Annotated in this window: 24 protein-coding genes; 6 read left to right on the forward strand and 18 right to left on the reverse strand. The window is 72.6% G+C overall.

What is annotated here, in order from left to right; all coding sequences use genetic code 11:
- Positions 1-56 precede the first annotated feature (56 nt).
- Together BM028_RS02415 and BM028_RS02420 are read right to left on the reverse strand one after the other, a co-directional pair.
- On the reverse strand, positions 57-749 hold the full coding sequence (locus BM028_RS02415; RefSeq protein WP_071303144.1) for a response regulator transcription factor: 693 nt from the start codon (positions 747-749) through the stop codon (positions 57-59).
- The gene (locus BM028_RS02420; protein WP_092384326.1) at positions 746-2,041 is read right to left on the reverse strand and encodes a sensor histidine kinase; all 1,296 of its coding nucleotides are present in this window, start codon (positions 2,039-2,041) and stop codon (positions 746-748) included. Before BM028_RS02420 ends, BM028_RS02415 begins: the two co-directional genes overlap by 4 nt.
- A 214-nt stretch (positions 2,042-2,255) precedes the next feature.
- On the opposite strand from BM028_RS02420, the gene BM028_RS02425 reads away from it, so the two are divergent.
- The gene (locus BM028_RS02425; protein ID WP_092384328.1) at positions 2,256-2,495 is read left to right on the forward strand and encodes an SHOCT domain-containing protein; all 240 of its coding nucleotides are present in this window, start codon (positions 2,256-2,258) and stop codon (positions 2,493-2,495) included.
- On the opposite strand, the gene BM028_RS02430 is transcribed toward BM028_RS02425, so the two are convergent.
- Positions 2,482-3,021 (reverse strand): gluconokinase, encoded by a 540-nt coding sequence (locus tag BM028_RS02430; RefSeq protein WP_070416792.1) that lies wholly within the window; start codon positions 3,019-3,021, stop codon positions 2,482-2,484. The genes BM028_RS02425 and BM028_RS02430 overlap by 14 nt on opposite strands.
- A gap of 111 nt (positions 3,022-3,132) precedes the next feature.
- Between BM028_RS02430 and gndA the strand changes: the two genes are divergently transcribed.
- The gene (gene gndA / locus BM028_RS02435) at positions 3,133-4,590 is read left to right on the forward strand and encodes an NADP-dependent phosphogluconate dehydrogenase (RefSeq protein ID WP_083403280.1); all 1,458 of its coding nucleotides are present in this window, start codon (positions 3,133-3,135) and stop codon (positions 4,588-4,590) included.
- Between the two features lie 65 nt (positions 4,591-4,655).
- Here the strand turns inward: gndA and BM028_RS02440 are convergent, their stop codons facing one another.
- Positions 4,656-5,282, reverse strand: coding sequence for a hypothetical protein (locus BM028_RS02440; RefSeq protein WP_139219728.1), 627 nt, complete (start codon positions 5,280-5,282; stop codon positions 4,656-4,658).
- Between the two features lie 242 nt (positions 5,283-5,524).
- On the opposite strand from BM028_RS02440, the gene BM028_RS02445 reads away from it, so the two are divergent.
- Positions 5,525-7,108, forward strand: a complete 1,584-nt coding sequence (locus BM028_RS02445; protein ID WP_092384332.1) for a molybdopterin-dependent oxidoreductase — start codon at positions 5,525-5,527, stop codon at positions 7,106-7,108.
- A gap of 118 nt (positions 7,109-7,226) precedes the next feature.
- On the opposite strand, the gene BM028_RS02450 is transcribed toward BM028_RS02445, so the two are convergent.
- From BM028_RS02450 to BM028_RS02510, 14 genes are all read right to left on the reverse strand, one after another.
- Positions 7,227-8,006, reverse strand: coding sequence for a putative protein N(5)-glutamine methyltransferase (locus BM028_RS02450; RefSeq protein ID WP_217647214.1), 780 nt, complete (start codon positions 8,004-8,006; stop codon positions 7,227-7,229).
- The gene (locus tag BM028_RS02455) at positions 8,003-8,980 is read right to left on the reverse strand and encodes a ribose-phosphate diphosphokinase (RefSeq protein WP_022907051.1); all 978 of its coding nucleotides are present in this window, start codon (positions 8,978-8,980) and stop codon (positions 8,003-8,005) included. The genes BM028_RS02450 and BM028_RS02455 overlap by 4 nt, the downstream gene beginning before the upstream one ends.
- Positions 8,981-9,034: 54 nt before the next feature.
- Positions 9,035-10,468, reverse strand: coding sequence for a bifunctional UDP-N-acetylglucosamine diphosphorylase/glucosamine-1-phosphate N-acetyltransferase GlmU (glmU, locus tag BM028_RS02460; RefSeq protein WP_071295267.1), 1,434 nt, complete (start codon positions 10,466-10,468; stop codon positions 9,035-9,037).
- Between the two features lie 126 nt (positions 10,469-10,594).
- Positions 10,595-11,074 (reverse strand): hypothetical protein, encoded by a 480-nt coding sequence (locus tag BM028_RS02465; RefSeq protein WP_092384336.1) that lies wholly within the window; start codon positions 11,072-11,074, stop codon positions 10,595-10,597.
- 102 nt (positions 11,075-11,176) lie between these two features.
- Positions 11,177-11,590 carry a hypothetical protein gene (locus tag BM028_RS02470; protein WP_070416798.1) on the reverse strand — a complete coding sequence of 138 codons (414 nt, stop codon included), beginning with the start codon at positions 11,588-11,590 and terminating at the stop codon, positions 11,177-11,179.
- A 104-nt stretch (positions 11,591-11,694) separates the two neighbouring features.
- A complete protein-coding gene (locus BM028_RS02475) occupies positions 11,695-13,566 on the reverse strand; it encodes an alpha/beta hydrolase (protein ID WP_139219729.1) in 1,872 nt (623 codons plus the stop codon).
- Positions 13,563-13,856 (reverse strand): hypothetical protein, encoded by a 294-nt coding sequence (locus BM028_RS18145; RefSeq protein WP_070416800.1) that lies wholly within the window; start codon positions 13,854-13,856, stop codon positions 13,563-13,565. Before BM028_RS18145 ends, BM028_RS02475 begins: the two co-directional genes overlap by 4 nt.
- Before the next feature lie 68 nt (positions 13,857-13,924).
- Positions 13,925-15,301, reverse strand: coding sequence for an MFS transporter (locus BM028_RS02480; RefSeq protein ID WP_092384340.1), 1,377 nt, complete (start codon positions 15,299-15,301; stop codon positions 13,925-13,927).
- A 142-nt stretch (positions 15,302-15,443) separates the two neighbouring features.
- Positions 15,444-16,481: an NAD(P)-dependent alcohol dehydrogenase gene (locus BM028_RS02485; protein WP_071295271.1), complete on the reverse strand. Its 1,038-nt coding sequence runs from the start codon at positions 16,479-16,481 to the stop codon at positions 15,444-15,446.
- Entirely contained in the window at positions 16,478-17,752 is a 1,275-nt protein-coding gene (locus BM028_RS02490; RefSeq protein ID WP_092384342.1) for an ROK family transcriptional regulator, read from the reverse strand. Before BM028_RS02490 ends, BM028_RS02485 begins: the two co-directional genes overlap by 4 nt.
- Before the next feature lie 41 nt (positions 17,753-17,793).
- Positions 17,794-18,843 carry a sugar phosphate isomerase/epimerase family protein gene (locus BM028_RS02495; RefSeq protein ID WP_092384344.1) on the reverse strand — a complete coding sequence of 350 codons (1,050 nt, stop codon included), beginning with the start codon at positions 18,841-18,843 and terminating at the stop codon, positions 17,794-17,796.
- 31 nt (positions 18,844-18,874) lie between these two features.
- Positions 18,875-19,987 carry a Gfo/Idh/MocA family protein gene (locus BM028_RS02500; RefSeq protein ID WP_254789359.1) on the reverse strand — a complete coding sequence of 371 codons (1,113 nt, stop codon included), beginning with the start codon at positions 19,985-19,987 and terminating at the stop codon, positions 18,875-18,877.
- The gene (locus BM028_RS02505; protein WP_441294438.1) at positions 19,972-20,619 is read right to left on the reverse strand and encodes a ThuA domain-containing protein; all 648 of its coding nucleotides are present in this window, start codon (positions 20,617-20,619) and stop codon (positions 19,972-19,974) included. The genes BM028_RS02500 and BM028_RS02505 overlap by 16 nt, the downstream gene beginning before the upstream one ends.
- Before the next feature lie 51 nt (positions 20,620-20,670).
- A complete protein-coding gene (locus tag BM028_RS02510) occupies positions 20,671-21,849 on the reverse strand; it encodes a Gfo/Idh/MocA family protein (RefSeq protein ID WP_092384348.1) in 1,179 nt (392 codons plus the stop codon).
- Between the two features lie 97 nt (positions 21,850-21,946).
- On the opposite strand from BM028_RS02510, the gene xylA reads away from it, so the two are divergent.
- From xylA to BM028_RS02525, 3 genes are all read left to right on the forward strand, one after another.
- Entirely contained in the window at positions 21,947-23,140 is a 1,194-nt protein-coding gene (gene xylA, locus BM028_RS02515; protein WP_092384350.1) for a xylose isomerase, read from the forward strand.
- Positions 23,133-24,602 carry a xylulokinase gene (locus tag BM028_RS02520; protein ID WP_092384352.1) on the forward strand — a complete coding sequence of 490 codons (1,470 nt, stop codon included), beginning with the start codon at positions 23,133-23,135 and terminating at the stop codon, positions 24,600-24,602. The genes xylA and BM028_RS02520 overlap by 8 nt, the downstream gene beginning before the upstream one ends.
- A gap of 151 nt (positions 24,603-24,753) precedes the next feature.
- Positions 24,754-25,740, forward strand: coding sequence for an acetylxylan esterase (locus BM028_RS02525; RefSeq protein ID WP_092384354.1), 987 nt, complete (start codon positions 24,754-24,756; stop codon positions 25,738-25,740).
- Positions 25,741-25,922: the final 182 nt, after the last annotated feature.

Consider the following 25,922-nt stretch of genomic DNA (forward strand, 5'->3'; position numbering starts at 1 on the left):
GAGGAGGTCGTCGAGCTGCACGGTCTTCGAAGTCACGGTGGCAGCGGAGCGGGCGGTCACGGGCGCCAGCCCGGGGTCACGAGGCCGGTCTCGTAGGCGAAGACGACGAGCTGGGCACGGTCGCGGGCGCCGAGCTTGATCATCGCCCGGGAGACGTGGGTCTTCGTGGTCATCGGGCTCACGAAGAGGTGCTGGGCGATCTCGGCGTTCGTCATGCCGACGGCGACGAGCTGCATGACCTGACGCTCGCGGTCGGTCAGGACGCCCAGCTCCGGCGCGAGGGACGACGGCTTCGCGTGGGTGGCGTACGCCTCGACCAGGGAACGGGTCGCCCGGGGCGAGAGCAGGGACTCCCCCGCGACGACGGTCCGGATCGCCCGGAGGAGTTCGGCCGGTTCGGTGTCCTTCACGAGGAATCCGGCAGCCCCACCGCGGATCGCCTCGAACACGTAGTCGTCTTCCTCGAACGTGGTGAGGATGACCACGTGCACGCCCCCGAGTTCGGGGTCGGCCGAGATCCGTTGCGTCGCCGCGAGCCCGTCGGTGCCCGGCATCCGGATGTCCATGAGGACGACGTCGGGGCGTTCCCGCCGTGCGACGTCCACCGCGGCGTCGCCGTCACCCGCCTCGCCGACGACGGTCATGCCGGGTTCGGCGTCGACGAGTGCGCGGAGCCCGGCGCGGACGAGCACCTGGTCGTCGACGAGGAGCACGCGGATCGGGTCCGGGGCGATGCTGTCCGTGGTCATCGGGCGTCCTCGGGGTCGGTGCCGACCACCGGGAGGCGTGCTGCCACCCGCCAGCCGCCGTCGGTCGTCGGTCCGGCGGACAGGGTGCCGTCGACGGCGTTCGCACGTTCGCGCATCCCGATGATCCCGTTGCCGGTCGGGGCGAGCGGCTCGGTGGAGCCGACGTCGGCCACCCGCGGCTGGGACGGGCGGTCGGCGACGACGAGGTCCACGACGTCCGGGCCGATCGAGATCGTCACGTCGGCTCGGTGTCCGGGGGCGTGCTTCATGACGTTGGTCACCGACTCTTGCACGATGCGGAACGCGTTCCGGTCCGTGATGCCGTGCACGGCCGAACGGTCGCCGTCGACGGCCAGGGTGACGTCGACGCCTGCGGCACGCGCTCGTTCCACCAGGTCGGCGACGCGGTCGAGACCGGCGGTCGGGGCGCGCTCGGACCCCTCACGGTCGGGCGCTCCGTCGACCGAGCGGAGCACGCCGAGGATCGTGCGGAGTTCGACGAGGGCCTCGCGGCTGGAGTCGCGGATGTTCGCGAGGGAGTCCCGCGTCTGGTCCGGGAGGTCGGCGCCGAGGTGGAGGGCGACCCCTGCCTGGAGGTTGATGAGGGACATGCTGTGGGCGACCGAGTCGTGGAGCTCGCGGGCGATCCGCACCCGCTCGTCGGCGGCACGGCGCCGGTCGGCCTCGGCGCGCTGACGACGGCGTTCCGCGACCCGTTCGAGCCGGACCCGGACGAGTTCGGACACGGCGATGGTCACGGTGGCCCAGGCGATGCAGAGCAGCACGGCGCTGAGGTCGAGCACGGACGAGCGGCCGAGGACGGCATCGGCGGTCGGGAGCACGACGACGGCGAGCCCCGCTGAGGCGACGACCCACCAACGGTGTCCGCGGAGCCACGCGTTGGCGAGCGCCATCGTCAGCGCGGCGACGAACGGCCCGCGCGGACTCACGACGAGGGCGTACCCGATCGTGGTCGCGAGGGTCAGGAGCAGCACCGACCGTGGCCACCGCCAGCGCCACGGGAGCACCACGACGCCGGCCACGAGGAACCCGATTGCGAGCGGGCCGAGGTGCACCGGGTCGACCGCACCGGTGAACGCGTGCCGTGCCCAGGGTGGGCCGGCCGAGCCCGTCCCGACACCGGGTCCGACCAGCACGCGCGATGCGAGCAGCGTCCCGACGATCTGCAGGAACGCCACCGGCAGGACCCGACCGACCCGGGCGAAGCGACGGCGCCCGGCCCAGCGGGTGCCGTCGCTCGCCGGGTCGGCGAGGGTCGGGGTGGTGTCCATGGCTCGAGCCTAGGGTCGGCTCCCGCCCGCGGCATCGGGCGTGCGCACGACCTGTGGACTACTCCCGCGGGAGTAGTCGGGTGTGGAGGAGGACGTGCACTACGACTGCGGGAGCAGGCGGAAGTGGGGCTGCGCGACGGACGCGCGCCGCGCCTCCTGGACCGAGTCTTGGACGGTCGTGACAGCGACGCCGAACCGACCACAGGAGGTCACCATGCTCACCACCATCGCCGCCACCGCGCCCTACTGGCACGGCGTCGGGTTCCCGTTCCCCGTCTTCCCCGCGTTCTTCTTCGTCGCGTTCCTCGTCGTGTTCCTCGTGTTCGGCGTGCTCCGACGCGGCAGCTGGCGGGCGCGGTCGGACGCCCGCTCGGTGCTCGCCGACCGGTTCGCCCGCGGCGACATCGACGCCGAGGAGTACCGGTCGCGGCTGTCCGAGCTCAGCCGGAAGTGACCGAGAGCGCGGAGAGGATCGCCGTCACCGTCTCGTCGACCGAGCCCTCGATCGACACGGTGACGGCGGCCTCGTCCGGCTGCGGTCGCTCGAGCGTCGCGAACTGCGAGTCGAGCAAGGAGCTCGGCATGTACTCGTGGTGACGGTGCGCCTGGCGGTCGGCGATCAGGTCGTGCGAGCCGTCGAGGAAGGCGATCACGAGGGTCGGCGCCGAGGCGCGGAGACGGTCGCGGTAGACACGCTTGAGCGCCGAGTTCGCCATCACGCAGCGGTGGCCGGAGTCCTCGACCTCGGCGATCCGCGCGGCGCAGGCGTCCAGCCAGGGCCAGCGGTCCTCGTCCGTGAGCGGGATCCCCTGCCGCATCTTCTCCTTGTTCGCGGCGGGGTGCAGGTCGTCCGCGTCCACGAAGACCGTGGGCTGCCCCTCGGCGGCGAGGGCGTCGGCGAGGGCCTGCCCGATCGTCGACTTGCCGGAACCGGAGACCCCCATCACGAGCAGGGGCGGGAGGACAGCGCGCTCGGTCATTCCTCCACCGTATTGGGCCGGTGAACAGTCGTCCCCAGTTGCCGTAACACCCGGGCGGTCCCAGGCTGCGGACCGTAGGTTGGTGCCGAACGTCAGGACGAAGGAGACCTCGTGGCAGAGAACAACGGACAGGCGAACATCGGCGTGGTCGGTCTGGCGGTGATGGGTTCGAACCTCGCTCGGAACCTCGCCTCGCGGGAGGGCAACACCGTCGCGGTCTACAACCGCACGTACGCCCGCACCGAGGAACTGCTGAACGAGCACGCGGACGCCGGCTTCATCGCGTCCGAGTCGATCGACGACTTCGTGGCCTCGCTGTCCAAGCCGCGCACGGCCATCATCATGGTGCAGGCGGGCAAGGGCACCGACGCGGTCATCGAGCAGCTCGCGGAACGGTTCGAGGACGGCGACATCATCGTCGACGGCGGCAACGCCAACTTCCACGACACCATCCGCCGCGAGCACGACCTGCGCGACAAGGGTCTCAACTTCGTCGGGACCGGCATCTCCGGCGGTGAAGAGGGTGCCCTGAAGGGGCCGTCGATCATGCCCGGCGGTTCGAAGGAGGCATGGGAGACCCTCGGACCGATCCTCAAGTCGATCGCCGCCGTCGCCGAGGGAGAGCCCTGCGTCACCCACATCGGGACCGACGGTGCCGGCCACTTCGTGAAGATGGTGCACAACGGCATCGAGTACGCCGACATGCAGCTCATCGCCGAGTCGTACGACCTGCTCCGCCGCGTCGGCGGACTGTCCGTCGAAGACCTGGTGAAGGTGTTCGACGAGTGGAACGGCGGCGACCTCGAGTCCTACCTGATCGAGATCACCGTCGAGGTCCTCAAGCAGCAGGACGCCGACACGGGCAAGGCCCTTGTCGACGTCATCCGCGACGAGGCCGGGTCGAAGGGCACCGGCGTCTGGACCGTGCAGAACGCGGTCGGTCTCGGCATCCCCGTCTCCGGCATCGGCGAAGCGGTGTTCGCCCGCGCGGTGTCGTCCAAGCCGGTCCAGCGCGCTGCGGTGCAGAAGGCCTTCCCGGACCGTCCCGCCATCGCCGAGGTCCCGGACGGGTTCGAGGACGACGTCCGCGCGGCGCTCTACGCGTCGAAGGTCGTCGCGTACGCGCAGGGCTTCGACCTCATCATCGCCGGGGCCAAGGAGTACGGCTGGGACATCAACCTCGGCAACATCGCGAAGATCTGGCGTGGCGGCTGCATCATCCGCGCGCAGTTCCTCAACCGCATCGTCGAGGCGTACGACAAGAACCCCTCGCTCGAGTCGCTGCTGGTGGACCCGTACTTCGCGAACGCCGTGCAGGAGGGCGAGGCCGCGTGGCGTCGCATCGTCGGCATCGCGGCGGCATCGGGGATCCCGGCGCCGGGGTTCTCGTCCGCGCTGTCGTACTTCGACTCGCTCGCCTCCGACCGCCTGCCCGCCGCGCTCATCCAGGGGCAGCGGGACTTCTTCGGCGCGCACACCTACCAGCGCATCGACAAGGACGGCACCTTCCACACGCTCTGGTCGGACGACGACCGGCGTGAGGTCGAACAGGAACCGTCGACCCACTAGGCAGCGGCGACGACCGCACCACGAGAGGGCCTCGCCGATCGGCGGGGCCCTCCGTGTTCCCCGCGCTACGCGACGATTCGTTCGCGCGCGAGGTCGGCCACGAGCCGCTCCATCCGCGGGCCCCGGCCCAGCACCCGCCGCGAGCCCGGCGCCGCACGGACGAAGAACGTCGCCACCGCTGTCGTGTCGTCGGGCCGGACGTAGTGCATGGCGATCGCCCACGACCGGCCGTCGCCGTGCACGTCCTCGAGGCCGACGTGCACCATCCGGCTCCACCGGATCACGAGCAGCCGGGTCGCACGACGTTCCTCGAGTTCCCACAGCGAGGCCTCGGTCGCACCGAAGGCCCACGTCACCCGGTGCCCGAGCGCGACGTCCGGCCGGACGGACTCCACCGATGCCCGGAGCTCCGGGGTCGGTGCCGCCGGCACGAGCCACACCGTCGGGTCGATCCGGCGGATCGCGAGCGCCAGGGCTTCGTCCTCGTGCCGCCGTCGGAGCGACCAGCCCCGCAGCACGGCACCGGCGATCACGAGGAGACCGACACCGATCACGGCGACCTCGGCGATGCCGAAGAAGGTCAGGTCCGCGTCGGGCGTGGTGGACACCACGATGATGCGTGCCGTGAGCAGGGCCGCCCACACGCCGACGATGATCCAGCGCAGCACCAGGAGACGTCGTGCCTGCGACATCGGGTGGCGGTCCCGTCGCCGGGCGCGACCGAAGCGCGGGACACGGTCGGGACGCCTCAGCACCCCTCGATCCTCGCATGCTCCACCCGCGACCGGCTGGCCGGCACCGGTGAACGCCCGACGAACCAGCGGACCCGCTCGTGCGGGGTACGGGTCGTCCACGGGTGCGGACACCGCCGGCTCTGTCCACCGCATGCACGACTGTCAGCACACACGCGGCACGGTCGACCTACGCTCGGCCCGTGACCACTGACCTCGCGCCCGCCCCCGTGGCGGTCTCGCGCCCCCGCCTGCTCGCGGCCGCGACGGGCATCGTCGCCGCGCTCGCGTTCTTCGCCGCCGCGGAACTCGGTGCCCTCGTCCTCGGTGGTGCCGGCAGCCCCCTCGTCGCGGTCGGTTCGGCGGTCATCGACCTCGCACCCCCGGGCGCGAAGGACCTCATGGTCACGCTTTTCGGCACCGGCGACAAGGTCGCGCTGTTCGTGCTCATGGTGGTCATCGTCGCCGTGGTCAGCGCCGGGGCGGGCATCCTCGAACGCGCCCGCCCGCCGTTCGGGGCCCTGGTCTTCGCCGTGGGCGGTGTCCTCTCGCTCCTGGCCGTCACCACCCGTTCCGGCAGCGGCACGCTGGACGGGGCTCCGTCCGTGCTCGGGGTCGCCGCGGCCGTCATCGTGCTCCGGCTGCTCACCGCCAGGCTCCGCCGGTGGGAGTCGGCAGCCGCCGTGCCCTCCGCCGCACCGCGACCCGCCTCTGCGGAACGTCGCGCCTTCCTGGTCTGGGGTGTGACGGCGGCGGCCGTCGCGGTCGTGGTGGGCGGCGCCTCCCGTCTGGGCACCGCCGCCGCGCAGGCGACCGCTGCCGCACGCCGGGCCGTCCGGCTGCCGGCCCCGGCGACCACCGCCCCCGCGGTCCCGGCCGGGGCGTCGCTCGACGTCGAGGGCATCACGCCCTACGTCACCCCGAACAGCGACTTCTACCGGATCGACACCGCGCTGCGGGTGCCGTCGGTCGACACCGCCGACTGGAAGCTCCGCATCCACGGAGCCGTCGACCACGAGGTCGAGCTCACGTGGGACGACCTGCTCGCCCTCCCGCTCGAGGAACACCACGCGACGCTGAGCTGCGTCTCGAACGAGGTGGGCGGGGACCTCATCGGCACCGCGCTCTGGCTCGGCTACCCGATCCGGAAGCTGCTCGAGCGCGCCGGGCCCCACGCGAGTGCCGACATGGTGCTGTCCCGCAGCATCGACGGGTTCACGGCGGGCACGCCCCTCGACGTCCTGCAGGACGCCGGGACGGCCGCGCTGCTCGCCGTGGGGATGAACGGCGAGCCGCTGCCGCCGGAGCACGGGTTCCCGGTGCGCATGGTGGTCCCGGGGCTCTTCGGCTACGTGTCCGCGACGAAGTGGGTCACCGAGCTCGAGGTCACGCGGTTCGCGGACGCCCAGGGCTACTGGACGCCGCGCGGCTGGTCGGAACGCGGTCCGGTCAAGCTGGAGTCGCGCATCGACACCCCGCGCGCGGGCGCGACGGTCGACGCCGGTTCGACGGTGGCGATCGCCGGGGTCGCGTGGCAGCCGCACACCGGGGTGAAGGGCGTGCAGGTCCGGGTCGGGGACGGCGCGTGGGAAGAGGCGACCCTCGCGGACTCCGTCTCGGCCGACACGTGGCGGCAGTGGGTCTACCGGTGGACGCCGACGAAGGGGTCGCACCGCATCCAGGTCCGCGCAGTGAGCGCCGACGGTGAAGTGCAGACGAGCGTCGAGCGGCCCCCGGCTCCGAACGGGGCGTCGGGATGGCACACGGTCGAGGTCCGCGCGGCCTGAGACGGTGTGGACCGTCCGTCGTCACGGACAGGAGGCGCGGCGCGCCTCGACGACGCGGGTCACCTCGACGACGCGGGTCACCTCGACGACGCGGGTCACCTCGACGACGCGGATCGTCTCAGGCGGGACGCGTCGCCACGACACAGGTCCCGTCGACCTCGTCGTCGGACTCGACGGTCACCGCGAGGCCCGCAGCCTCGAAGACGGCCGCCGACGTCGGCGCCTGCGCAGCCGACACCTCGATCACGACCGCACCCCCGGGTCGGAGCCACTCCCCCGCCCCCGACGCGATCCGCCGGTGCAGGTCGAGCCCGTCCGCCCCGCCGTCGAGCGCGACACGGTGCTCGTGGTCGCGGGCCTCCGACGGCATCATCGGGATGGACCCCGTCGGCACGTAGGGCGCGTTCACGGCGATGACGTCGACGAGCCCGCGGAACCGGTCGGGCAGCGGCGCGAAGAGGTCCCCGGCGACGACGATGCCGCGGTCGCCGATGTTCTCCGCAGCGACGTCGACCGCCGCCGGGTCGATGTCCGCCGCGACGAGGTCGAGGGCACCGACGCGACCGAGCAGGGCGACCGAGATCGCCCCGGCACCGCAGCAGAGGTCCACGACACGGTCGTAGCGGTGCAACCGGCATGCGGCCTGCTCCACGACGACGGTGGTGCGGGCCCGGGGCACGAAGACGCCCGGCGTCACGCGGAGGCGGTGCCCGTCGAACGCCGCCCAGCCGAGCACGTACTCGAGCGGTTCGCCGCCGAGCCGCCGCTGCACGAGCGCCCGCAGGCGAACAGCGTCCCCGTCGCCGGCCTCGAGCAGGAGGTCCGCCTCGTCCTCGGCGAAGACGCTGCCCGCGGCCCGGAGCCGGGCCGCGAGCGCGTCGCGCACGGGTGCGGTCAAGCGGCGCCGTCGAACATCGAGGTGACCGACCCGTCGTCGAAGACCTCGTGGATGGCGCGGGCGATGAGCGGTGCGATCGGCAGGACCTCGAGGCGGTCCCAGCGCTTGTCCTCCGGCAGCGGCAGGGTGTCGGTGACGACGACCCGGTCGATGAACTCGCTCTGGAGCAGCTCCGTCGCGGGGTCGGAGAACACCGCGTGCGTCGCCGCGACGACCACGCCGGTGGCACCGGCGGCCTTGAGCGCCTCTGCTGCCTTGGCGATGGTGCGGCCGGTGTCGATCAGGTCGTCGACGAGCAGGCACACACGACCCGAGACGTCACCGACGATCTCGTGGACGGACACCTGGTTCGGCACGAGCGGGTCGCGGCGCTTGTGGATGATCGCGAGCGGCGCGCCGAGCTTCTCCGACCAGATGTCGGCGACGCGCACGCGGCCCATGTCCGGCGAGACGACCGTCAGCGTCGACGGGTCGAGGGTCTGCTGGAAGCGCTCGAGCAGGACCGGCATGGCGAACAGGTGGTCGACCGGGCCGTCGAAGAAGCCCTGGATCTGTGCGGCGTGCAGGTCGACGCTCATGATGCGGTGCGCACCAGCGGCCTTGAACAGGTCGGCGACGAGTCGCGCCGAGATCGGCTCGCGACCACGGCCCTTCTTGTCCTGCCGCGCGTACGGGTAGAACGGCGCGACGACGGTGATGCGCTTCGCCGACGCGCGCTTCAGGGCGTCGACCATGATGAGCTGCTCCATGAGCCACTCGTTGATCGGCGCGGTGTGGGACTGGATGACGAACGCGTCACAGCCGCGGACCGACTCGTCGAAGCGGGCGTAGAGCTCCCCGTTCGCGAAGGTCCGTGCATCGGTCGGGACGAGGTCCACGCCGAGTTCCTCGGCGATCTCGGCCGAGAGCGCCGGGTGTGCTCGCCCTGAGACGAGGACGAGTCGTTTCTGGCCGGTCGTTTTGATTCCGGACAAGTGCGGTGCTCACTCCCTGACCCCGCGGGGCCGTGTTGATCGGCCCGAGAGCCGTCAGATCTGTTCGCCGTTCGCGCGCCGAGCGGCCTCGGCAGCCGGCGAACCGGGTCGGTGTTCCTCGACCCATCCGTCGGTGTTGCGCTGTGGGGCGTAGCTGATCGCCAGCGACCCGGCAGGGACGTCCTTGCGGACGGTCGTACCCGCGCCGGTGTACGCTCCGTCACCAATCCTAACCGGGGCGACGAACACGTTGTGCGACCCTGTACGGACGTTCGAGCCGACCTCGGTCCGGTGCTTGTGCACCCCGTCGTAGTTCGCCGTGATCGTGTTCGCGCCGATGTTCGAGTCCTCGCCCACCTCGGCGTCGCCGATGTACGACAGGTGCGGCACCTTGCTGCCCCGGCCGATCGTCGCGTTCTTCGTCTCGACGAAGGTGCCGATCTTGCCCCCGTCGCCGAGGATCGTGCCCGGTCGCAGGTAGGCGAACGGTCCGACGGAGGCGCCGTCACCGATCACCGCGAGGGTCGCGTCGACGCGGTTCACCACGGCGTCGACGCCGACCTCGGTGTCCCGCAGGGTGGTGTCCGGCCCGACGACCGCGCCCGAGGCGATCGCGGTGGCGCCGATGAGCTGGGTGCCCGGGAGGACCTCGGCGTCGGGTTCGATCGAGACGTCGAGGTCGATCCACGTCGTCGCCGGGTCCTGCACCGTGACGCCGGCGAGCTGGTGCCGACGGACGATGCGCGCGTTCAGCACCCGCGCGGCGTCGGAGAGTTGCGCCCGGTCGTTGATGCCGGCGACCAGCCACGGGTCGGTCAGCGTGACGACGTCGATGCGCGCGCCCCGCGCTCCGATGAGTGCCGGCGCGTCGGTGATGTACTTCTCGCCCTGCGCGTTCGCCGTGGTGAGCGACGGCAGGACCGCACGGAGGTGCGTGACGTCGAAGGCGTAGATGCCCGCGTTGGCCTCGGTGATCGTCAGCTGCTCGGCGGTCGCGTCCTTGTGCTCGACGACCCCGACGAACGCCCCGTCGGCGTCGCGGACGATGCGGCCGAGGCCGGTCGGGTCCGGTGCGATCGCGCTCACGAAGGTGGCGCCGTTGCCGCCGCCGACGTGGGCGTCCACGAGTGCTCGGAGCGACGCCGCGTCGAGCAGCGGCACGTCGCCGGACAGCACGACGACGGCGCCGTCGAAGTCCGCCGGCAGCGCCTCGACCGCGACCTCGACCGCACGGCCGGTGCCGGGGACGTCGTCCTGGTCGACCACGATGGCGTCGGGGGCACGCTCGGTGACCTCGGCCGCGACGAGCTCCCGTTCGTGCCGCACGACGACGGCGACGTGCTCGGGCTCGAGGGACGACGCCGTCCGGAGCACGTGCGCGATGAGCGGCAGCCCGGCGAGGCGGTGCAGGACCTTCGGGGTGGACGACTTCATGCGCGTGCCCTGCCCGGCGGCGAGGACGACGACGGCGATGCGCTGGTCGGTCATGGCTCCATCCTGGCGCACGCTCGCTGCGGAGTCCGGCGGAACCGCGCCAGGGGCGCAACCGTGCGCGGAACCGCAGCCTGCAGGCGGGCCGGCACCGCGCCTCCTGGCACCGCCCGACGGGAGGCGTCAGCCGAGGTCCGCCGCGTCACCCGTGCCACACTTCGACACGCCGCTCATGGTGGTCTTGGTCGTCGCCGCGCCGAACTGGATGCGCTCGACGGCGCCGCCGCCGCCGTTCACCAGGTACCGCTTCGCACCCGACGTCATCTCGTCCGTCGAGTACTCCACCTTCAGTCCGTCCGCCACCCAGGCCGTGCCCACCGCCTTCGTCACGGCCTCCGGGTCGTCGACGCCCGCACCGGTCCGGACGATGTTGTAGAGCGCGCCCGCCGAGCCGTCGGCGAGCACGCAGTCCTGCGCGTACTCGTCGGACTGGTCCGCGTCCCAGTCGACCCCCGAACGGCGCATCGTCTCCTCGACGGAGTCTGCCGCCTGTCGGCGCTGGTGCTCTGCGGTCGGTGCAGCCTGCACGGTGTCCTCCTTGGTCGGGGTGCCCGCCGCGCAGCCCGCGAGCAGGATCGCGGCGAGCAGCACCGTCCCGATCACCGTCGGTCGCCTGGAGGAGATCGGCGTCGAACGCCGCCCCCACACGCTCACCCGAGCTCCGATGCCACGACGACCGCAGGGGCGCGCACGGACGCCCGCACCTCAGCCGAGGTCCGCTGCGTCACCCGTCCCGCAGCGGGAGACCGCGGCGAGCGAGCTTCGAACGGTCGCCGCCCCGAACTGGATGCGCTCGACGGCACCACCCGCCCCGTTGACGACGAACTGCCGGCTGCCGTCGTTGAGCGACGACTCCGAGTACTTGACGGTCAACCCGTCCGCAGCCCACGACCGGCCGACGGTCCGCACCGCAGCCTCGGGGTCGGGAACTCCCGCGCCGATGCGGGCGAGGTTGTAGAGCGCTCCGGACGTGCCGTCACCGAGGAGGCACTCCTGGGCGTACTCGTTCGCCTGCGAGTCGTCCCACGTGACGCCCGACGTCCGCATGGTCGCGTCGACGTAGGCGGCGGCGAGATCACGCTGGTGCTGGACGGTCGGTGTGCTCGGTGTGGTCTCCACGGAGGTGCCTCCTGTCGGCGGACCCGAACACGCGGCGAGCGCCAGTGTCAGGGCGAGGGTCAGGGCGAGTGCGGGCCCGGCTGCCGTGCCTCGGGGGCGTCCGATCACAGTGTCGGTCCCATCAGGTTGTCGAAGTAGTCCTGCTGCAGGGCGCTCACCCCGGCGTCGTCCGCGGGAGTGAGGTCCTTGCCTCCCACGAACGTAGCCTGCGCGACGTTGTCGAGCGACTCGGTCCCGAGGTTGAAGTACCCCTGGCTGCCGCCGTAGCCGATCGGGTCGTGTGTGGTCACGCCGGCACCCTCGCCGGGGTCCCCACCGTTCGTCCCGAAGGTCGTCGCGCCGAACGAGGCGTCCATCGGGTCCTGGCGACCGCTGCCTGCTCGGCCGACCCAGGCCCACTGGTCTCGCGGGTCGTCCGTGAACGGGATACCGGGGCTCCCCTGGCCGGCGTAGACGTGGTCGGCCGCGATACCAGACGCACCTCCGACGTCCTGCTCGATGCCTGCCGAGGCGACGCTGACGAAGGAATCGACGTGCACACCGTGATCGTGGAGCGCCTCCGATGCCACCGTGGTCCCGTAGGAGTGCCCGACCACGTTGAGTGTCGGCGAATCGGGACGCGCCGCCCCGAAGCCGAGGAGGTCGGCACTGAGCCGGTCCGCCCCGGCCCGGGCCGCGTCGCCGTGCAGGACACCCATCGTGGTGAGGCCGCTCGGTACCGGCGGCGCCTCGTAGTTCATCCACGCGACGACCGCGTGCTCGGCGCCGGTCGCGTTCTTGCCCTCCTGCGCCGTCCAGAGGTTCTGGGCCGCGGTGGTCCACCCGGTCGTGTCCTTGGTCGTCGTGCCCATCCCCGGCACCATGTACGAGACGTTCGTGGCCGTGTCGAGGTCGCCGACCGCCACCGCAGCGAGCGGCGGCTGGTGGTCGGTGGCGAGGGTGAGCAGCGCGCGACCGGGCTTCGCCGTCGACGCCAGGGTCTTCTCGATGTTCCGGTACGCGTCGAGGTTCGCCTGCGCCGCCTCGATCGACTGGTCCGCCGCCTGCGACGCCGGCCACCCGAGCCCCACGCGCCGCTTCTTCGCGTCCGCGAGGTCCTGCTCGGCCTGGGCCACGGCCGACACGAGCGTCATCCGGTTCGCCCGGTCCCGCGCCCAGGCCGGCAGCCCCGCGAGGTTGCCGACGACCGCGGGCAGCGATGCGATGAGCGCGTCCTGGGCGGCGGTGTGCTCGGCGCCGGTCGTGTCGTTCCCACCGCCCAGGGTCTTCCAGAGCGCGGCGACCTCGTCGGGCGACATGTCGGCGATGCGGTCGGCGAGGTTGCGGTCGAGCATCAGGAGCGCGCCGAGTTCGGTCGGCGACAGGCCCGCGAGCATCGACGCGAGGTCCTCGTCGGACGCGCCGACACCACGTCCCTCGATGCTGCCGAGGCGTCCGAGCGTCTCGGGGCCGGTGATCACCCGGAGCAGCGCCTGGTCGGCCGTCGTGCGGTCCTGCACGAGCTGCTCCCACTGGGCGTCGAGCGCCGCGGATCGGTCGCCGGCGTCGGCGATCGCCCGCTCCGCGTTCGCGAGGCTCGTGGCGTCCGCCTCGGTCGCGCCGTCGGCCTTCGCAGCGGAGCGGAGGGTCGGCAGCGTGAGCTGCTGTCCGGCGAGCTCGGCCGCGACGGTCCCGCGCTGCAGGCGGATCGCGTCCGCGTCGTCCTTGATGCGCTGGACGTCCTTCGCGTACTGGTCGAAGGCGTCCCCGGCGGCGTCGAAGAGCGCCACGAGGCCGGACGCGCTCGGCCGCATCTCGTCGAGCAGCGCCGCGAAGCGGGTCTGCGCGTCGCCCTTCCACGTCGGCGACGCGGTGACGTCGGACGCCGAGGCGATCTTCGCCAGGGCGTCCTGCACGGCGTCGGCCCGGTCGTGCCAGTGCTTCCCCAGGGCGGTGATGCCGGCGGGGTCGCCGACGTCCGGCTCCTCGCCGCTCACTTGCCGTCCGCCTGCTTCGCGAGGGCGGCTTCCTGCGCGTCGACCTGCGCACCGAGGTCGTGCGGGAAGGTCGCGGCCTGCTCGAGGGCCGCGTCGACGGCGTCGATCATGCCCTGGTGGGCGAGCGACAGGCCGGCGGTGCGGCTGACCACCTCGGTCACGCCGAGGCAACCGGTGTCGAGGCCCGTGAACCGGGCGGTGTCCGCACCGAGTGCGGTCCGGGCGTCGGTCAGCGCGGTCGCGACCGCCGCGAGCGTCTCCGACTCGATCCGCAGTTCTGCGGCCCCCATGTGTTCCCCCCGTCGTTCCCCCGTGGACGTCGGAGACGATAGCACCACGGTCTCCGACACGCTCGGACTCAGCGCCCGTCCACCGGCTCCCGCCGCACGAACGCCATGAGCACCAGCCCCGCCACCAGCACCACGACGACCCCGAGGATCCCGTACCGCGTCGATCCGCCGACCGTCACCGCCACCCCGAAGAGCGCCGGCGCGAGGAACGACGCCGCGCGCCCGGTCGTGGCGTACAGGCCGAAGAGCTCGCCCTCGCGGCCGGGCGTCGCCAACCGCGCCAGGTACGCCCGCGAGGACGACTGGACCGGCCCGACGAACAGCGCCAGCGTCAGGCCGAGGACCCAGAAGCCCGCGGTGACGTTCCCCACCGCGAACACGCCGATCCCGCACACCGCGAGCCCGACGAGCGACACCGTGATGATCGCGCGTGAACCGAACCGGTCGTCGAGCCTGCCGGACAGGAACGTGGCGATGCCCGCGACGATGTTGGCCGCGATGGCGAAGAGGATCACCTGCGACGGGCTGAAGCCGAACACCTGCGCGGCGACGATCCCGCCGAAGGTGAACACGGCGCCGACGCCGTCGCGGAACACCGCGCTCGCCAGCAGGAACGCGAGGACGTTCCGGCGCTCGCGCCAGAGCCGGGCGATGTCCCGCCCGAGGTCCCGGTACGCCCCGAGCAGGGTGCCGGCGCGCGAACGGTCCGGCGCGGCCTCGGGGACGGTGACGAACAGCGGGATCGAGCTCACGGCGAGCCACACGGCGGCGATGCCGATCGCGACGCGGACGTCCCACTGCCCGGAGGCCACGGTCGCGGGCAGCTGCAGGAGCCCCGCGACGTCGCCTCCGCCGAAGTCCTGGATGCAGAGCACGAGCAGGACGACGAGCAGCACGATGCCGCCGAAGTACCCGGCCGCCCAGCCGATCGCCGAGACGCGTCCGGTCTGCTCCCCCGACGCGACCTGTCCGAGCATCGCGTTGTAGCCGACGCTCGCGATCTCGTAGGCGACGGTCCCGATGCCGAGCAGGGCCGCCCCGAGCAGCAGGTACGGCTGACTCGGCGCGACGAACACCATGCCGCCGATCGAGAGCGCGATGCCGATCGTGGCGATGAGCACCGACCGGCGTCGGTGCCCGGACGTGTCCGCCAGGCGTCCGACCGCCGGGGCCACGAGCGCGACGACGATGCCGGCGATCGTCAGTGCCGTCGAGACGACGGCCGCGTTGTGCGCGAGCTCCCGCTCGACGAGCGCCTTCCCGGCGGCGGACGTGTCGGCGACGAGCGCCGGGTCGACGAACGCGCGGCTCGCCAGGTACGTGCTGAAGACGAAGGTCGTCACGACCGCGTTGAACGCCGCGGATCCCCAGTCCCACAGGGCCCAGGACACGAGGGCACGGCGGTCGGTGCGCTGCGGCACGGCAGCCGCGGGTGAAGCCGTCATGCGCGAACCGTAGCGCGTCCGGGTGTCGCGGCGGTGGCCCCAGTGGGGGCGTCCCGACGCGGGTCGCGTGCCTTGGTGGCGACTCCGGGACGGACGGGAGGGACGGTGCGGGCCCGACCCGTCCCTCCCGTCCGCCGTCCGGTCACGTCGCGGACGGCACGCCGCCCGGGTAGACGACCGACTTGAGCGACTCGGGGTCGGTGTCGCTCTCGAGGGCCTCGCGGACGTCGTCGAGGCCGAAGCGGCCCGTGACGAGCGAGTCCAGGTCCACCTGCCCCGACGCGACGAGCTCGATCGCGACCGGCCACGTGCCGGTGTACCGGAAGATGCCGGTGACGGTGACCTCGAGGTTCTGGATGTGCTCGACCGGCAGCGTCATCTCGGAGTTGCCGAGCCCGACGAGGACGGCGGCCCCGGCCGGTCCCACGGCCTTGATGCCGTCGGAGACGGCCCGCGGTGCACCACTGGCGTCGATGAAGGCGTCGAACGGCGGCAGGTCGGACGCCACGGAGACCACGGTGGGGTCGACGGTCTCGGTCGCGCCGAAGGAGAGCGCACGCTCGCGGCGCTCCGGCACGAGGTCGCTGATGACGATCCGCGAGGCACCGAACGCCCGCGCGGCCTGCGCGCAGATGATGCCGATCGGACCGGCCCCGGCGATGAGCACGCTCGACCCGGGGACGATCCCGGCCTTGCGGACCGCGGCGATGCCGACGGAAAGGGGTTCGAGCAGGGCTCCGGCCTCGAACGACACCGAGTCGGGCAGCGTGTGCGCGAACTCGGACTCGATCGTGACGAACTCGGCGAACGCCCCGTCCACCGGGGGCGTCGCGTAGAAGCGCATGTGCGGGCAGAGGTTGTACCGCCCGGCGAGGCACTGAGCGCAGCGGTGGCACGGTCGCTGCGGCTCGATCGCCACGCGCTCCCCGACGCGGGACGGGTCGACGCCCTCGCCGACCGCGGTGATCGTGCCGGAGAGCTCGTGGCCGAGCACGAGGGGCTCCTCGACGACGAAGTCCCCGATCCGGCCGTGGCGGTAGTAGTGCACGTCGGAGCCGCACACGCCGACCGCGGCGACCCGGACGAGGACGTCGCCGGGGTCGACCGCGGGGACGGGGCGGTCCTCGACGGTGAGGTCCTGGGTGCCGAGCAGCACGCTGACGCGCTGGGTGGAGGTCATGCGGATCTCGCTTCCTCGGCCGCGTCGTCGCGGCCGGACGGATGGGTGGTCGTGGGGGTGGGTGTGGCGGTGGTCGGCACCGCGTCGGTGATCCGGTCCGGGTCGCGCAGCAGGGCGCCGAACGCGATCTCGGCGGCCCCGTGCACGAGCACGTCGGACCCGAGCGCGGCCGGCACGATGCGGAGCCGGTCGGCGGTCCCGGTCATCGACTGCGCTCGGACGTCGTCGAGGATCCGGTCGCCGACGTGGTCGAGCAGCACGCCGAGGAAGCCGCCGAGCACGACGACCGACGGGTTCACGGTGTGGATCGCGTTGCGGAGGGCCGTGGCGAGGGCGGTCACCTGGCGGTCCACGACCCGTTCGACCTCGGGTCGGCCCTCGGCGAGCGCCGCGGCGAGGGCGACCAGGTCGTCCGGAACGGTCCCGGCCGCGGTCGCCAGGGCGTCACGGGAGGCCTCGGTCTCGAGGCAGCCGACGGCACCGCAGTGGCACCGGATGCCGTTCGCCGCGACGAAGGTGTGTCCGAGCTCGCCCGCGTACCCGTCGGCACCGCTCAGCGGTCGGCCGGCCGTGATGACCCCGCCGCCGATGCCGCTCGCGCCGCCGTTGAGGTACACGAGGTCGTCGACGCCCCGGCCGCTGCCGGCGAGCCGTTCCGCCCAGGCACCGACGTTGGCGTCGTTCGCGGCCCGAACCGGCAGCCCGGTCCGTTCGGCGAGGGGCCCGGCGAAGGGCGCGTCGTGCCAGCCGAGGTGCGGTGCGTACTGGACGGTCCCGTCCTCCACCCGGACCGTCCCGGGCACGGCGACCCCGATCCCGACGAGCCGGAGCGTCGCGGTGCCGGCCGACCCCGGACGGATCCGGTCGAGCAGCCCTGCGACGGTCTCGACGGCTTCGCCGGGCGTGGGCGGACGGTGCTGCGGCTCGACGAGGCGGCTCCGCACCGTGCCGTCGAGCCCGACGAGGGCGACCGAGACGGCGTCGACCTCGACCGTGACCGCGGCGGCCACGACGTCCGGCGCGGCCCGGACGACCGGACTCGGCCGCCCGACGCCGGTCCCCGGTGCACCGGCGGCGGGGAGGTCCTCGTGCAGGAGGCCGCGGTCGACGAGTTCGCCGACGAGCGCGAGGGTCGTCGAGCGGTTCAGGCCGGTGCGCCGGGTGATCTCGGCGCGGGTGATCGGGCCCTCCTCGTGGACGAGCCGGAGGACGCGCGCCGCGTTGCCCGGCGCGGGCGCAGGCGCAGGCGTCGCGGCGGTCGTGCTCGTCATCGGTCCCTCGTCGTGGTCGGTGGGCGGGTGGTGGCGGCGCGCTACCGCGACCGCGAGAACGCCGCGTCGAACGCGGCCTCGGGCGGCGCGATCGTGCCCAGCTTCCGGACGAACGCCAGTGCCTCCGGCCCGCCGACGAGCCGGTCCATGCCGGCGTCCTCCCACTCGACGCTCGTCGGTCCGGTGTAGCCGATGTGGTTCAGCACGCGGAACACCCGCTCCCACGGCACGTCCCCGTGCCCGGCGGTGACGAAGTCCCACCCGCGCCGGGGGTCGCCCCACGGCAGGTGCGACGACAGTCGTCCGTTGCGCCCGTCGAGCTGCTTCACCGACTCCTTGCAGTGCACGTGGTACACCCGGTCGGCGAAGTCGAGCAGGAACGCGGCGGGGTCGAGGTCCTGCCAGACGAAGTGCGACGGGTCGAAGTTGAACCCGAACGCGGGGCGGTCGGCGAACACCTCGAGCGTCCGCTTCGCCGTCCAGTAGTCGTAGGCGATCTCGGAGGGGTGCACCTCGAGCGCGAAGCGGACGCCGACCTCCTCGAACACGTCGAGGATCGGCGACCACCGGTCGTGGAAGTCCTGGTACCCGGCGTCGATCATCGACGCGGGCACGGGTGGGAAGCCCGCGACGGTCTTCCAGATCGAGGATCCGGAGAACCCGGTGACGGTGTCGACGCCGAGCGCCGCGGCGGCACGCGCGGTCCACTGCAGTTCCTCGGCGGCACGCTGCCGGACGCCCTCGGGGTCGCCGTCGCCCCACACGTGCGGCGCGAGGATGTCCTCGTGCCGCTGGTCGATCGGGTCGTCGCACACGGCCTGGCCGGTGAGGTGGTTCGCGATCGTCCAGACCTGCAGCCCGTTGCGCTCCAGGATCGCCGTGCGGTCCGCGACGTACGCGGGGTCCGTCGCGGCGCGGCGGACGTCGAGGTGGTCGCCCCAGCAGGCGATCTCGAGGCCGTCGTACCCCCAGTCGCCGGCGAGACGTGCGACCTCCTCGAAGGGCAGGTCGGCCCACTGGCCGGTGAAGAGGGTGACCGGCCTGGAGGCGCGGGTCGTCCCCGCCTCGTCGGTTCCGTCCGTCGTCGTCATCGTCGTCGTCCTTCCTCGCTGCGTGTGCTGGTCACCATGATCCCGGGGTCGCGCCGGCGGGGACCGTCTCCGGCCGGTCGACGCGGGACGCCACCGTGACGACGGTGTGCTCCCGCGAGGCGGTCTGGACGGCCTCCATGACCTCGAGCACGTGGAACGCGAGGTCCCCCGACGCCCGGTGCGGTCGGTCGGTCGCGATCGCGTGCGCCATGTCCGCGAGTCCGTACCCGCGGCCGGCGTCGGCGTACCCGGCCGACACGGGCAGCTCGCGCCACTCGCGGTCGTCGGCCGTCGCGATCGACACCGGGTCCGAGAAGCGGTTCGGGTCCGGGACGGCGAGACTGCCCGCGGTGCCGTGCACCTCGAACAGCGGCGCCCGGGTCGCCCACACCTCGAACGAGACGGTGACCGTGGAGACGACTCCGCTGGCGTGTTCGAGCACGGCGACGACGTGGGTGTCGACGTCGACGGGGATCGGTGCGCCGGCGAACGGCCCGGTCGCGATGGTCCGCTCACGGGTCGACCGGGTGGCGCTCCCGCTGACCCGGGCGACGGGGCCGAAGAACTGCACGAGGCTCGTCAGGTAGTACGGCCCCATGTCGAGCAGCGGGCCGCCGCCGGGCTGGTAGTAGAACGCCGGCGCCGGGTGCCAGAGTTCGTGCCCCGGGGCGCTCCACGACACCGCGGCACCGACCGGGTCGCCGATCAGCCCGTCGTCGAGTGCTGCGCGCGCGGTCTGGATCCCCGTCCCGAGCACGGTGTCCGGCGCGCTGCCGACCCGCAGGCCCGAGCGTGCGGCCAGCTCGAGCACCGGTGCGGCCTCGGCCGTCGCGAGTGCGAGCGGCTTCTCGCCGTAGACGTGCTTGCCAGCGGTCAGGGCCCGGGTGGCCACCTCGGCGTGCGCGGCCGGGATCGTCAGGTTGAGCACGACGTCGACGTCGTCCGCGGCGAGGAGCTCGTCGACGCTCGTGCCCCGGACACCCTGGGCGTCGCCGACCGACCGGGCACGGTCGACGTCGAGGTCCGCCACGGCCGTGAGCGCCAGGCCGGGCAGCGCCGGGAAGTGCTCGAAGTACTGCTGGCTGATGTTGCCGACACCGACGACACCGACCCGCAGTGCCGGACCGTTCACCGGGCTGCCCACAGGAGTCCCCTCTCGATGATCGTGCGGAGCGGCTGCGACTCGACGACCTCGAGCCGGTGCCCGGGTGCCGAGACGAACACGCGTCCCTCGCCCCACTGCCGGGTCCAGATCGCCGGCGCCGTGACCGGCCGGTTCCAGGCGTCGAAGTCCCGCGCCTCCTGCGTGGTCGTCGCCAGCACGTCGTTGTACTCGTCGGAGAGCACCCAGTACTGCTCGGTCACGAGGTCGAAGTCCTCGATGCCCCGCGTGATCGGGTGCTCGTGCCCGAGGTCGGTGATGTGCACCGTGTACGGGATGTAGTTGTCGGACTGCTCGCCGGTGCGCTCCGACGGGTGCTTCCCCGCGTGGTGCGCGAACTGGCCGCCGATCATGTGCAGGTAGTCGGCGGTGTTGCGGAACGCGTCCGCGATCCCGCCGTGCCAGCCCGCGAGGCCGGCGCCGCCGAGGACGGCTCGCTGCAGCCCGGCGAACTCGTCGTCGGCGATGGTGGACATCGTGACGACCTGCACGATCAGGTCGACGTCCGCCATGACCGACTGGTCGGCGTACACCGCGGTCGAGTCCGACACCTGCACGTCGAACCCGTTGTCCCGCAGGAACGGCACGAACGCGTCGGTGGTCTCGACCGGCATGTGCCCGTCCCACCCGCCGCGGACGACGAGGGCGTGCTTCGTCGGAGCCACTCAGATCACCGTCCAGGCGCTGCCGTCGGCGGCGCTCCGCTCGACCGCGTCGAGGACCCGCTGCACGTGCAGCCCGTCCTCGAACGACGGCGACGGGTCGGTGCCCGCGACGATCGCCTCGACGAAGTCCTTCACCTCGTGGCTGAACGTGTGCTCGTACCCGATGAGGTGCCCGGTCGGCCACCACGCGGCCATGTACGGGTGCTCGGGCTCGGTGACGAGGATCCGCTGGAAGCCCTGCTCGCCCGCGGGTGCGGTGGCGTCGTAGAAGCCCAGCTCGTTCATCGACTCGAGGTCGAACTGGATCGCGCCCGCCGACCCGCTGATCTCGAGCGTGAGGCCGTTCTTCCGGCCGGTCGCGTAGCGCGTCGCCTCGAACGTGCCGATCGCCCCGTCGGCAGCGCCACCGGCGAGCCGTCCGAGGAAGAAGGCGGCGTCGTCGACGGTGACCTGCCCGCGTTCGGTCGAGGCGGTGCCGGACAGCCCGACACCCTCGGCCATCAGCGGACGTTCGGTCACGAAGGTCTCGAGGGTGCCGGACACGGTCGACAGCTGTGCGCCCGTGACGTGCTCGACGAGGTCGATCGCGTGCGCGCCGATGTCGCCCAGCGAGCCGGAGCCGGCGAGCGCCTTGTCGAGCCGCCACGTCATCGGGCCGTCCTCGTCGGCGAGCCAGTCCTGCAGGTAGAGCGCGCGGACCTGTCGGACGGTGCCGAGCCTCCCGTCCTCCACCAGCCGCTTCGCGAACGCGATGGCGGGCACCCGGCGGTAGCTGAAGCCGACCATCGCGCGGACGCCGTCCGCCCGTGCGGCGGCGGCCGCCGCGGTCATCGCCTCGGCCTCGGCGACGGTGTTGGCGAGGGGCTTCTCGCACAGGACGTGCTTGCCGGCCTCGAGCGCCGCGATCGCGACCTCGACGTGGGACGAGCCGGGCGAGCAGATGTCGACGACGTCGATGTCCGGGTCGGTGACCACGGCGCGCCAGTCGGTGGACGCGGCCTGCCAGCCGTACTGCTGCCGCGCCGCCTCGGTCCGTTCCGGGTCACGGCCGACGATGACGGCCATCTCCGGTTCGACCCCGAGGTCGAAGAACCTCGGTGCGGTGCGCCACCCCTGTGAGTGCGCGGCTCCCATGAAGCCGTGGCCCACCATGGCCACTCGAAGTCGGTCCTGTGCCATCCGCTCGCTCCCTTGCGATCACGTCCTTGCCAGAGTCAACACTACCGCTTATGTTGGGCGCGGCAACATTTTGTTTCGACGACGAACGGTGACCACCATGGCAACGACGCCCACCCGTGCAGACAAGTTCTCCTTCGGTCTCTGGACCATCGGCTACAACGGATCCGACCCCTTCGGCGGCCCGACCCGCCCCGCCCTCGACGTGGTCGAGGCCGTCGAGAAGCTCGACGAGCTCGGCGCCTACGGCCTGACCTTCCACGACGACGACCTCTTCGCGTTCGGCTCGACCGACGCCGAGCGCCAGACGCAGATCGACCGCCTGAAGGGTGCTCTCGACGCCACCGGCATCGTCGTGCCGATGGTCACGACGAACCTCTTCTCCGCCCCGGTGTTCAAGGACGGCGGCTTCACCTCGAACGACCGCCAGGTGCGCCGGTTCGCGCTCCGCAAGGTCCTGCGCAACATCGACCTCGCCGCCGAGCTCGGCGCGTCGACGTTCGTGATGTGGGGCGGCCGCGAGGGTGCCGAGTACGACAGCGCGAAGGACGTGCAGGCCGCGCTCGAGCGCTACCGCGAGGCCGTGAACCTCCTCGCCCAGTACGTCACCGACAAGGGCTACGGCATCCGGTTCGCCATCGAGCCGAAGCCGAACGAGCCCCGCGGCGACATCCTGCTGCCGACCCTCGGCCACGCCATCGCGTTCACCGAGACGCTCGAGCGCCCGGAACTCTTCGGCATCAACCCCGAGGTCGGCCACGAGCAGATGGCCGGGCTGAACTTCACGGCCGGCATCGCCCAGGCGCTCTACCAGGGCAAGCTCTTCCACATCGACCTCAACGGTCAGCGCGGCATCAAGTACGACCAGGACCTCGTCTTCGGGCACGGCGACCTGCAGAACGCGTTCTCGCTCGTCGACCTGCTCGAACACGGTGCACCCCAGGGCGGCCCGGCGTACGACGGCCCCCGCCACTTCGACTACAAGCCGAGCCGCACCGAGGACATCACGGGCGTCTGGGACTCCGCGGCCGCGAACATGCGCATGTACCTCCTGCTCAAGGAGCGCGCGCAGGCGTTCCGCGCCGACCCCGAGGTGCAGGCAGCGCTCGAGGCGTCGAAGGTCGGCGAGCTGTCGACGCCGACGCTCAACGACGGCGAGTCGTACGACGCGTTCCTCGCCGACCGCTCCGCGTACGAGGACTTCGACGCCGACGCGTACTTCGGCGGCAAGGGCTTCGGCTTCGTGAAGCTGCAGCAGCTCGCCATCGAGCACCTCATGGGCGCTCGTGGCTGACCTGGTCGCAGGGGTCGACTCGTCGACCCAGTCCTGCAAGGTCACGATCCGTGACGCCGCGACCGGCGCCGTCGTCCGGGAGGGACGCGCGTCCCACCCGGACGGCACGTCCGTCGACCCCCGCCACTGGTGGGACGCGCTCGGCACCGCCGTCGCGGACGCCGGCGGGCTCGCCGACGTCGGTGCCGTCGCGATCGCCGGGCAGCAGCACGGCATGGTCGCGGTGGACGCGGACGGCCGCGTGGTCCGCGACGCGCTGCTGTGGAACGACGTCCGCAGTGCCGACGCGGCCGCGCAGATGGTCGCGGAGCTGGGCCAGGAGGCATGGGTCGCCCGCACGGGTCTGGTGCCGGTGGCGTCGTTCACCGGTACCAAGCTGCGGTGGCTTCGCGACGCGGAGCCCGAGAACGCCGGCCGGGTCGCGGCCGTCGCCCTCCCCCACGACTGGTTGTCGTGGCGGCTGCGCGGGTACGGTCCGGCCGACGAGAGTCCGCTCGGCCCCGACCTCGACGCCCTCGCCACCGACGGCTCCGACGCCAGTGGCACGGCCTACTGGGACCCGGTGCGGCGCGAGTACGACGCGGAGCTGTTCGAGTCGGCGCTCGGACGACCGATGCGCGTCGCCGGTGCCACGGGTTCCGCGGACTCCGTCGTCGTGCCGCGGGTCGTCCTGCCCGACGAGGCGATGGGCACGCTCACCGCGGACGTCCAGCTGCCGAACGACGCCGTGGCGCCCTCGGGGCTCCTCGTCGGCGCCGGACTCGGCGACAACGCCGGGGCAGCGCTCGGCCTCGGACTCGGCCCGGGTGACGTCGCGGTGTCCCTCGGCACGAGCGGCACGGTCTTCGGGGTCACCGACGCCGAGGTGCGCGACCCGAGCGGGACCGTGGCGGGCTTCGCCGACGGGAGCGGGTCGCGCCTCCCGATCGTCACGACGCTCAACGCGGCGCGCGTGCTCGAGGTGATCGGCGGCCTGCTCGGCGTGGACCACGACGCGCTCGGCGAGCTGGCGCTGCAGGCGCCGGCGGGTGCCGACGGGCTCGTGCTCGTGCCGTACTTCGTCGGCGAGCGCACGCCGAACCGACCGGACGCGACGGCGTCGCTGCTCGGCATGACGCCGGGGACGACGGACCGGGCGCACCTCGCCCGGGCCGCGGTCGAGGGGATGCTGTGCGCGCTCGCGGACGGCCTCGCGGCGGTCGAGGGCACCGGTGTCACCGTCGAGCGGCTGCTGCTCATCGGCGGTGCCGCACGCAACGAGGCCGTCCGGGTCGTCGCTGCGCAGGTGTTCGGTCGTGACGTCCTCGTGCCGGAGCCGGGCGAGTACGTGGCGGCCGGCGCGGCGAAGCAGGCGGCGTGGGTGCTCACCGGGAGCCTGCCGGCGTGGGAGACGGCGACCACGGTCGTGGCCGGCGACCCGCACCCCGAGGTGCTCGAGCAGTACCGGGCCGCCGCGCGCTGAGCGGCTGCCCGTCCGTTCGTTCGTCCGTCCGTCCGTTCGTGCGTTCGTCCGTCCGTCCGTCCGTTCGTCCGTCCGTTCGTTCGCGGACACACCAGCCCTCGACGCCGTCCAACACGGCGTCGGGGGCATCATCGTCCCCGGAGGAGACCACATGCCGTTCACCGACCTGCCCCTCGACGCCCTGCGCGCCTACCGACCCGAGGTCCGCCGCCCCGACGACTTCGACGCCTTCTGGGCCGAGACCGTCGCCGACGCCCGGGCCGCCGGGTCGGGCACCGACCCCGTCCTCGCCGCCGCCGACACCCCGGTGACCGGACTCGTCATCGAGGACCTCACCTTCCCGGGCTTCGCCGGTGACCCCGTCCGGGCCTGGGTGTCACGACCGGTCGACGCCGCCGGGCCGCTGCCGGTCGTCGTCGAGTTCCTCGGCTACAACGGCGGTCGCGGGCTGCCGGGCGAGCGGGTCTCGTGGGCCCTCGCCGGGTACGTGCACGTCGTGATGGACACCCGCGGCCAGGGCAGCGGGTGGGGATCCGGCGGCGACACCCCGGACCCGCACGGCTCCGGCCCGCACATCGGCGGCTGGATGACGAGCGGGATCGGGTCCCCCGCCGACCACTACTACCGGCGCGTGTACACCGACGCCGTCCGACTCGTCGACGCCGTCCGCTCGCTGCCGGGCGTCGACCCGGACCGCATCGCGCTGACCGGCGGGAGCCAGGGCGGCGGGATCACCATCGCCGCGGCCGCGCTGGTCGAGGCGCACGTCGGACCGATCACGGCGCTCCTGCCGGACGTCGCGTTCCTCAGCGACTGGGAGAACGGCACCGCCGTCGCCGTGGGTGGTCCGTACCTCGAGCTCGCGCGGTACCTGTCTGTGCACCGCGATGCGATCGACACCGTGTGGGACACGGCCGCGTACTTCGACGGGGTGCACTTCGCGGCGGGGATCACCGCGCCGGCGCTGTTCTCCGTCGCGCTCATGGACGACGTGGTCCCGCCGCGGACGACCTTCGCGGCGTACAACGCGCTCGGCTCGGTGGACAAGGCGATCGAGGTGTACCCGTACAACGGGCACGAGGGCGGTGGGTTCGCGCACTGGGAGCGGCAGGTGGCGTTCCTGCGCGAGCGGGGCTGAGCTGGGCGCGATCGCAGTGTGCCAGCGGCAGATTTTCTGAGATAATGGCTCATCACAGAAAATCTGAGGTCCGACTCATGACGTTGCTTCCCGAAGCGTGGCCGTCGCTCGATTTCGAGGATCTGCAGTGGCAGAGCCGGTACGCGGAGCACGGCCCACGAGCCGCTCGCCGGGAAACGATC

Source organism: Curtobacterium sp. YR515, from assembly GCF_900113095.1.
Taxonomy (GTDB): domain Bacteria; phylum Actinomycetota; class Actinomycetes; order Actinomycetales; family Microbacteriaceae; genus Curtobacterium.

What these genes read in the sequence shown, in the direction of transcription:
- BM028_RS02415 (WP_071303144.1), bottom strand. Translation starts at nt 749, where the DNA reads ATGACCACGGACAGCATCGCCCCGGACCCGATCCGCGTGCTCCTCGTC.
- BM028_RS02420 (WP_092384326.1), bottom strand. Translation starts at nt 2,041, where the DNA reads ATGGACACCACCCCGACCCTCGCCGACCCGGCGAGCGACGGCACCCGC.
- BM028_RS02425 (WP_092384328.1), top strand. Translation starts at nt 2,256, where the DNA reads ATGCTCACCACCATCGCCGCCACCGCGCCCTACTGGCACGGCGTCGGG.
- BM028_RS02430 (WP_070416792.1), bottom strand. Translation starts at nt 3,021, where the DNA reads ATGACCGAGCGCGCTGTCCTCCCGCCCCTGCTCGTGATGGGGGTCTCC.
- BM028_RS02440 (WP_139219728.1), bottom strand. Translation starts at nt 5,282, where the DNA reads ATGTCGCAGGCACGACGTCTCCTGGTGCTGCGCTGGATCATCGTCGGC.
- glmU (WP_071295267.1), bottom strand. Translation starts at nt 10,468, where the DNA reads ATGACCGACCAGCGCATCGCCGTCGTCGTCCTCGCCGCCGGGCAGGGC.
- BM028_RS18145 (WP_070416800.1), bottom strand. Translation starts at nt 13,856, where the DNA reads ATGGGGGCCGCAGAACTGCGGATCGAGTCGGAGACGCTCGCGGCGGTC.
- BM028_RS02480 (WP_092384340.1), bottom strand. Translation starts at nt 15,301, where the DNA reads ATGACGGCTTCACCCGCGGCTGCCGTGCCGCAGCGCACCGACCGCCGT.
- BM028_RS02485 (WP_071295271.1), bottom strand. Translation starts at nt 16,481, where the DNA reads ATGACCTCCACCCAGCGCGTCAGCGTGCTGCTCGGCACCCAGGACCTC.
- BM028_RS02490 (WP_092384342.1), bottom strand. Translation starts at nt 17,752, where the DNA reads ATGACGAGCACGACCGCCGCGACGCCTGCGCCTGCGCCCGCGCCGGGC.
- BM028_RS02495 (WP_092384344.1), bottom strand. Translation starts at nt 18,843, where the DNA reads ATGACGACGACGGACGGAACCGACGAGGCGGGGACGACCCGCGCCTCC.
- BM028_RS02505 (WP_441294438.1), bottom strand. Translation starts at nt 20,619, where the DNA reads ATGCCGGTCGAGACCACCGACGCGTTCGTGCCGTTCCTGCGGGACAAC.
- BM028_RS02510 (WP_092384348.1), bottom strand. Translation starts at nt 21,849, where the DNA reads ATGGCACAGGACCGACTTCGAGTGGCCATGGTGGGCCACGGCTTCATG.
- xylA (WP_092384350.1), top strand. Translation starts at nt 21,947, where the DNA reads ATGGCAACGACGCCCACCCGTGCAGACAAGTTCTCCTTCGGTCTCTGG.
- BM028_RS02525 (WP_092384354.1), top strand. Translation starts at nt 24,754, where the DNA reads ATGCCGTTCACCGACCTGCCCCTCGACGCCCTGCGCGCCTACCGACCC.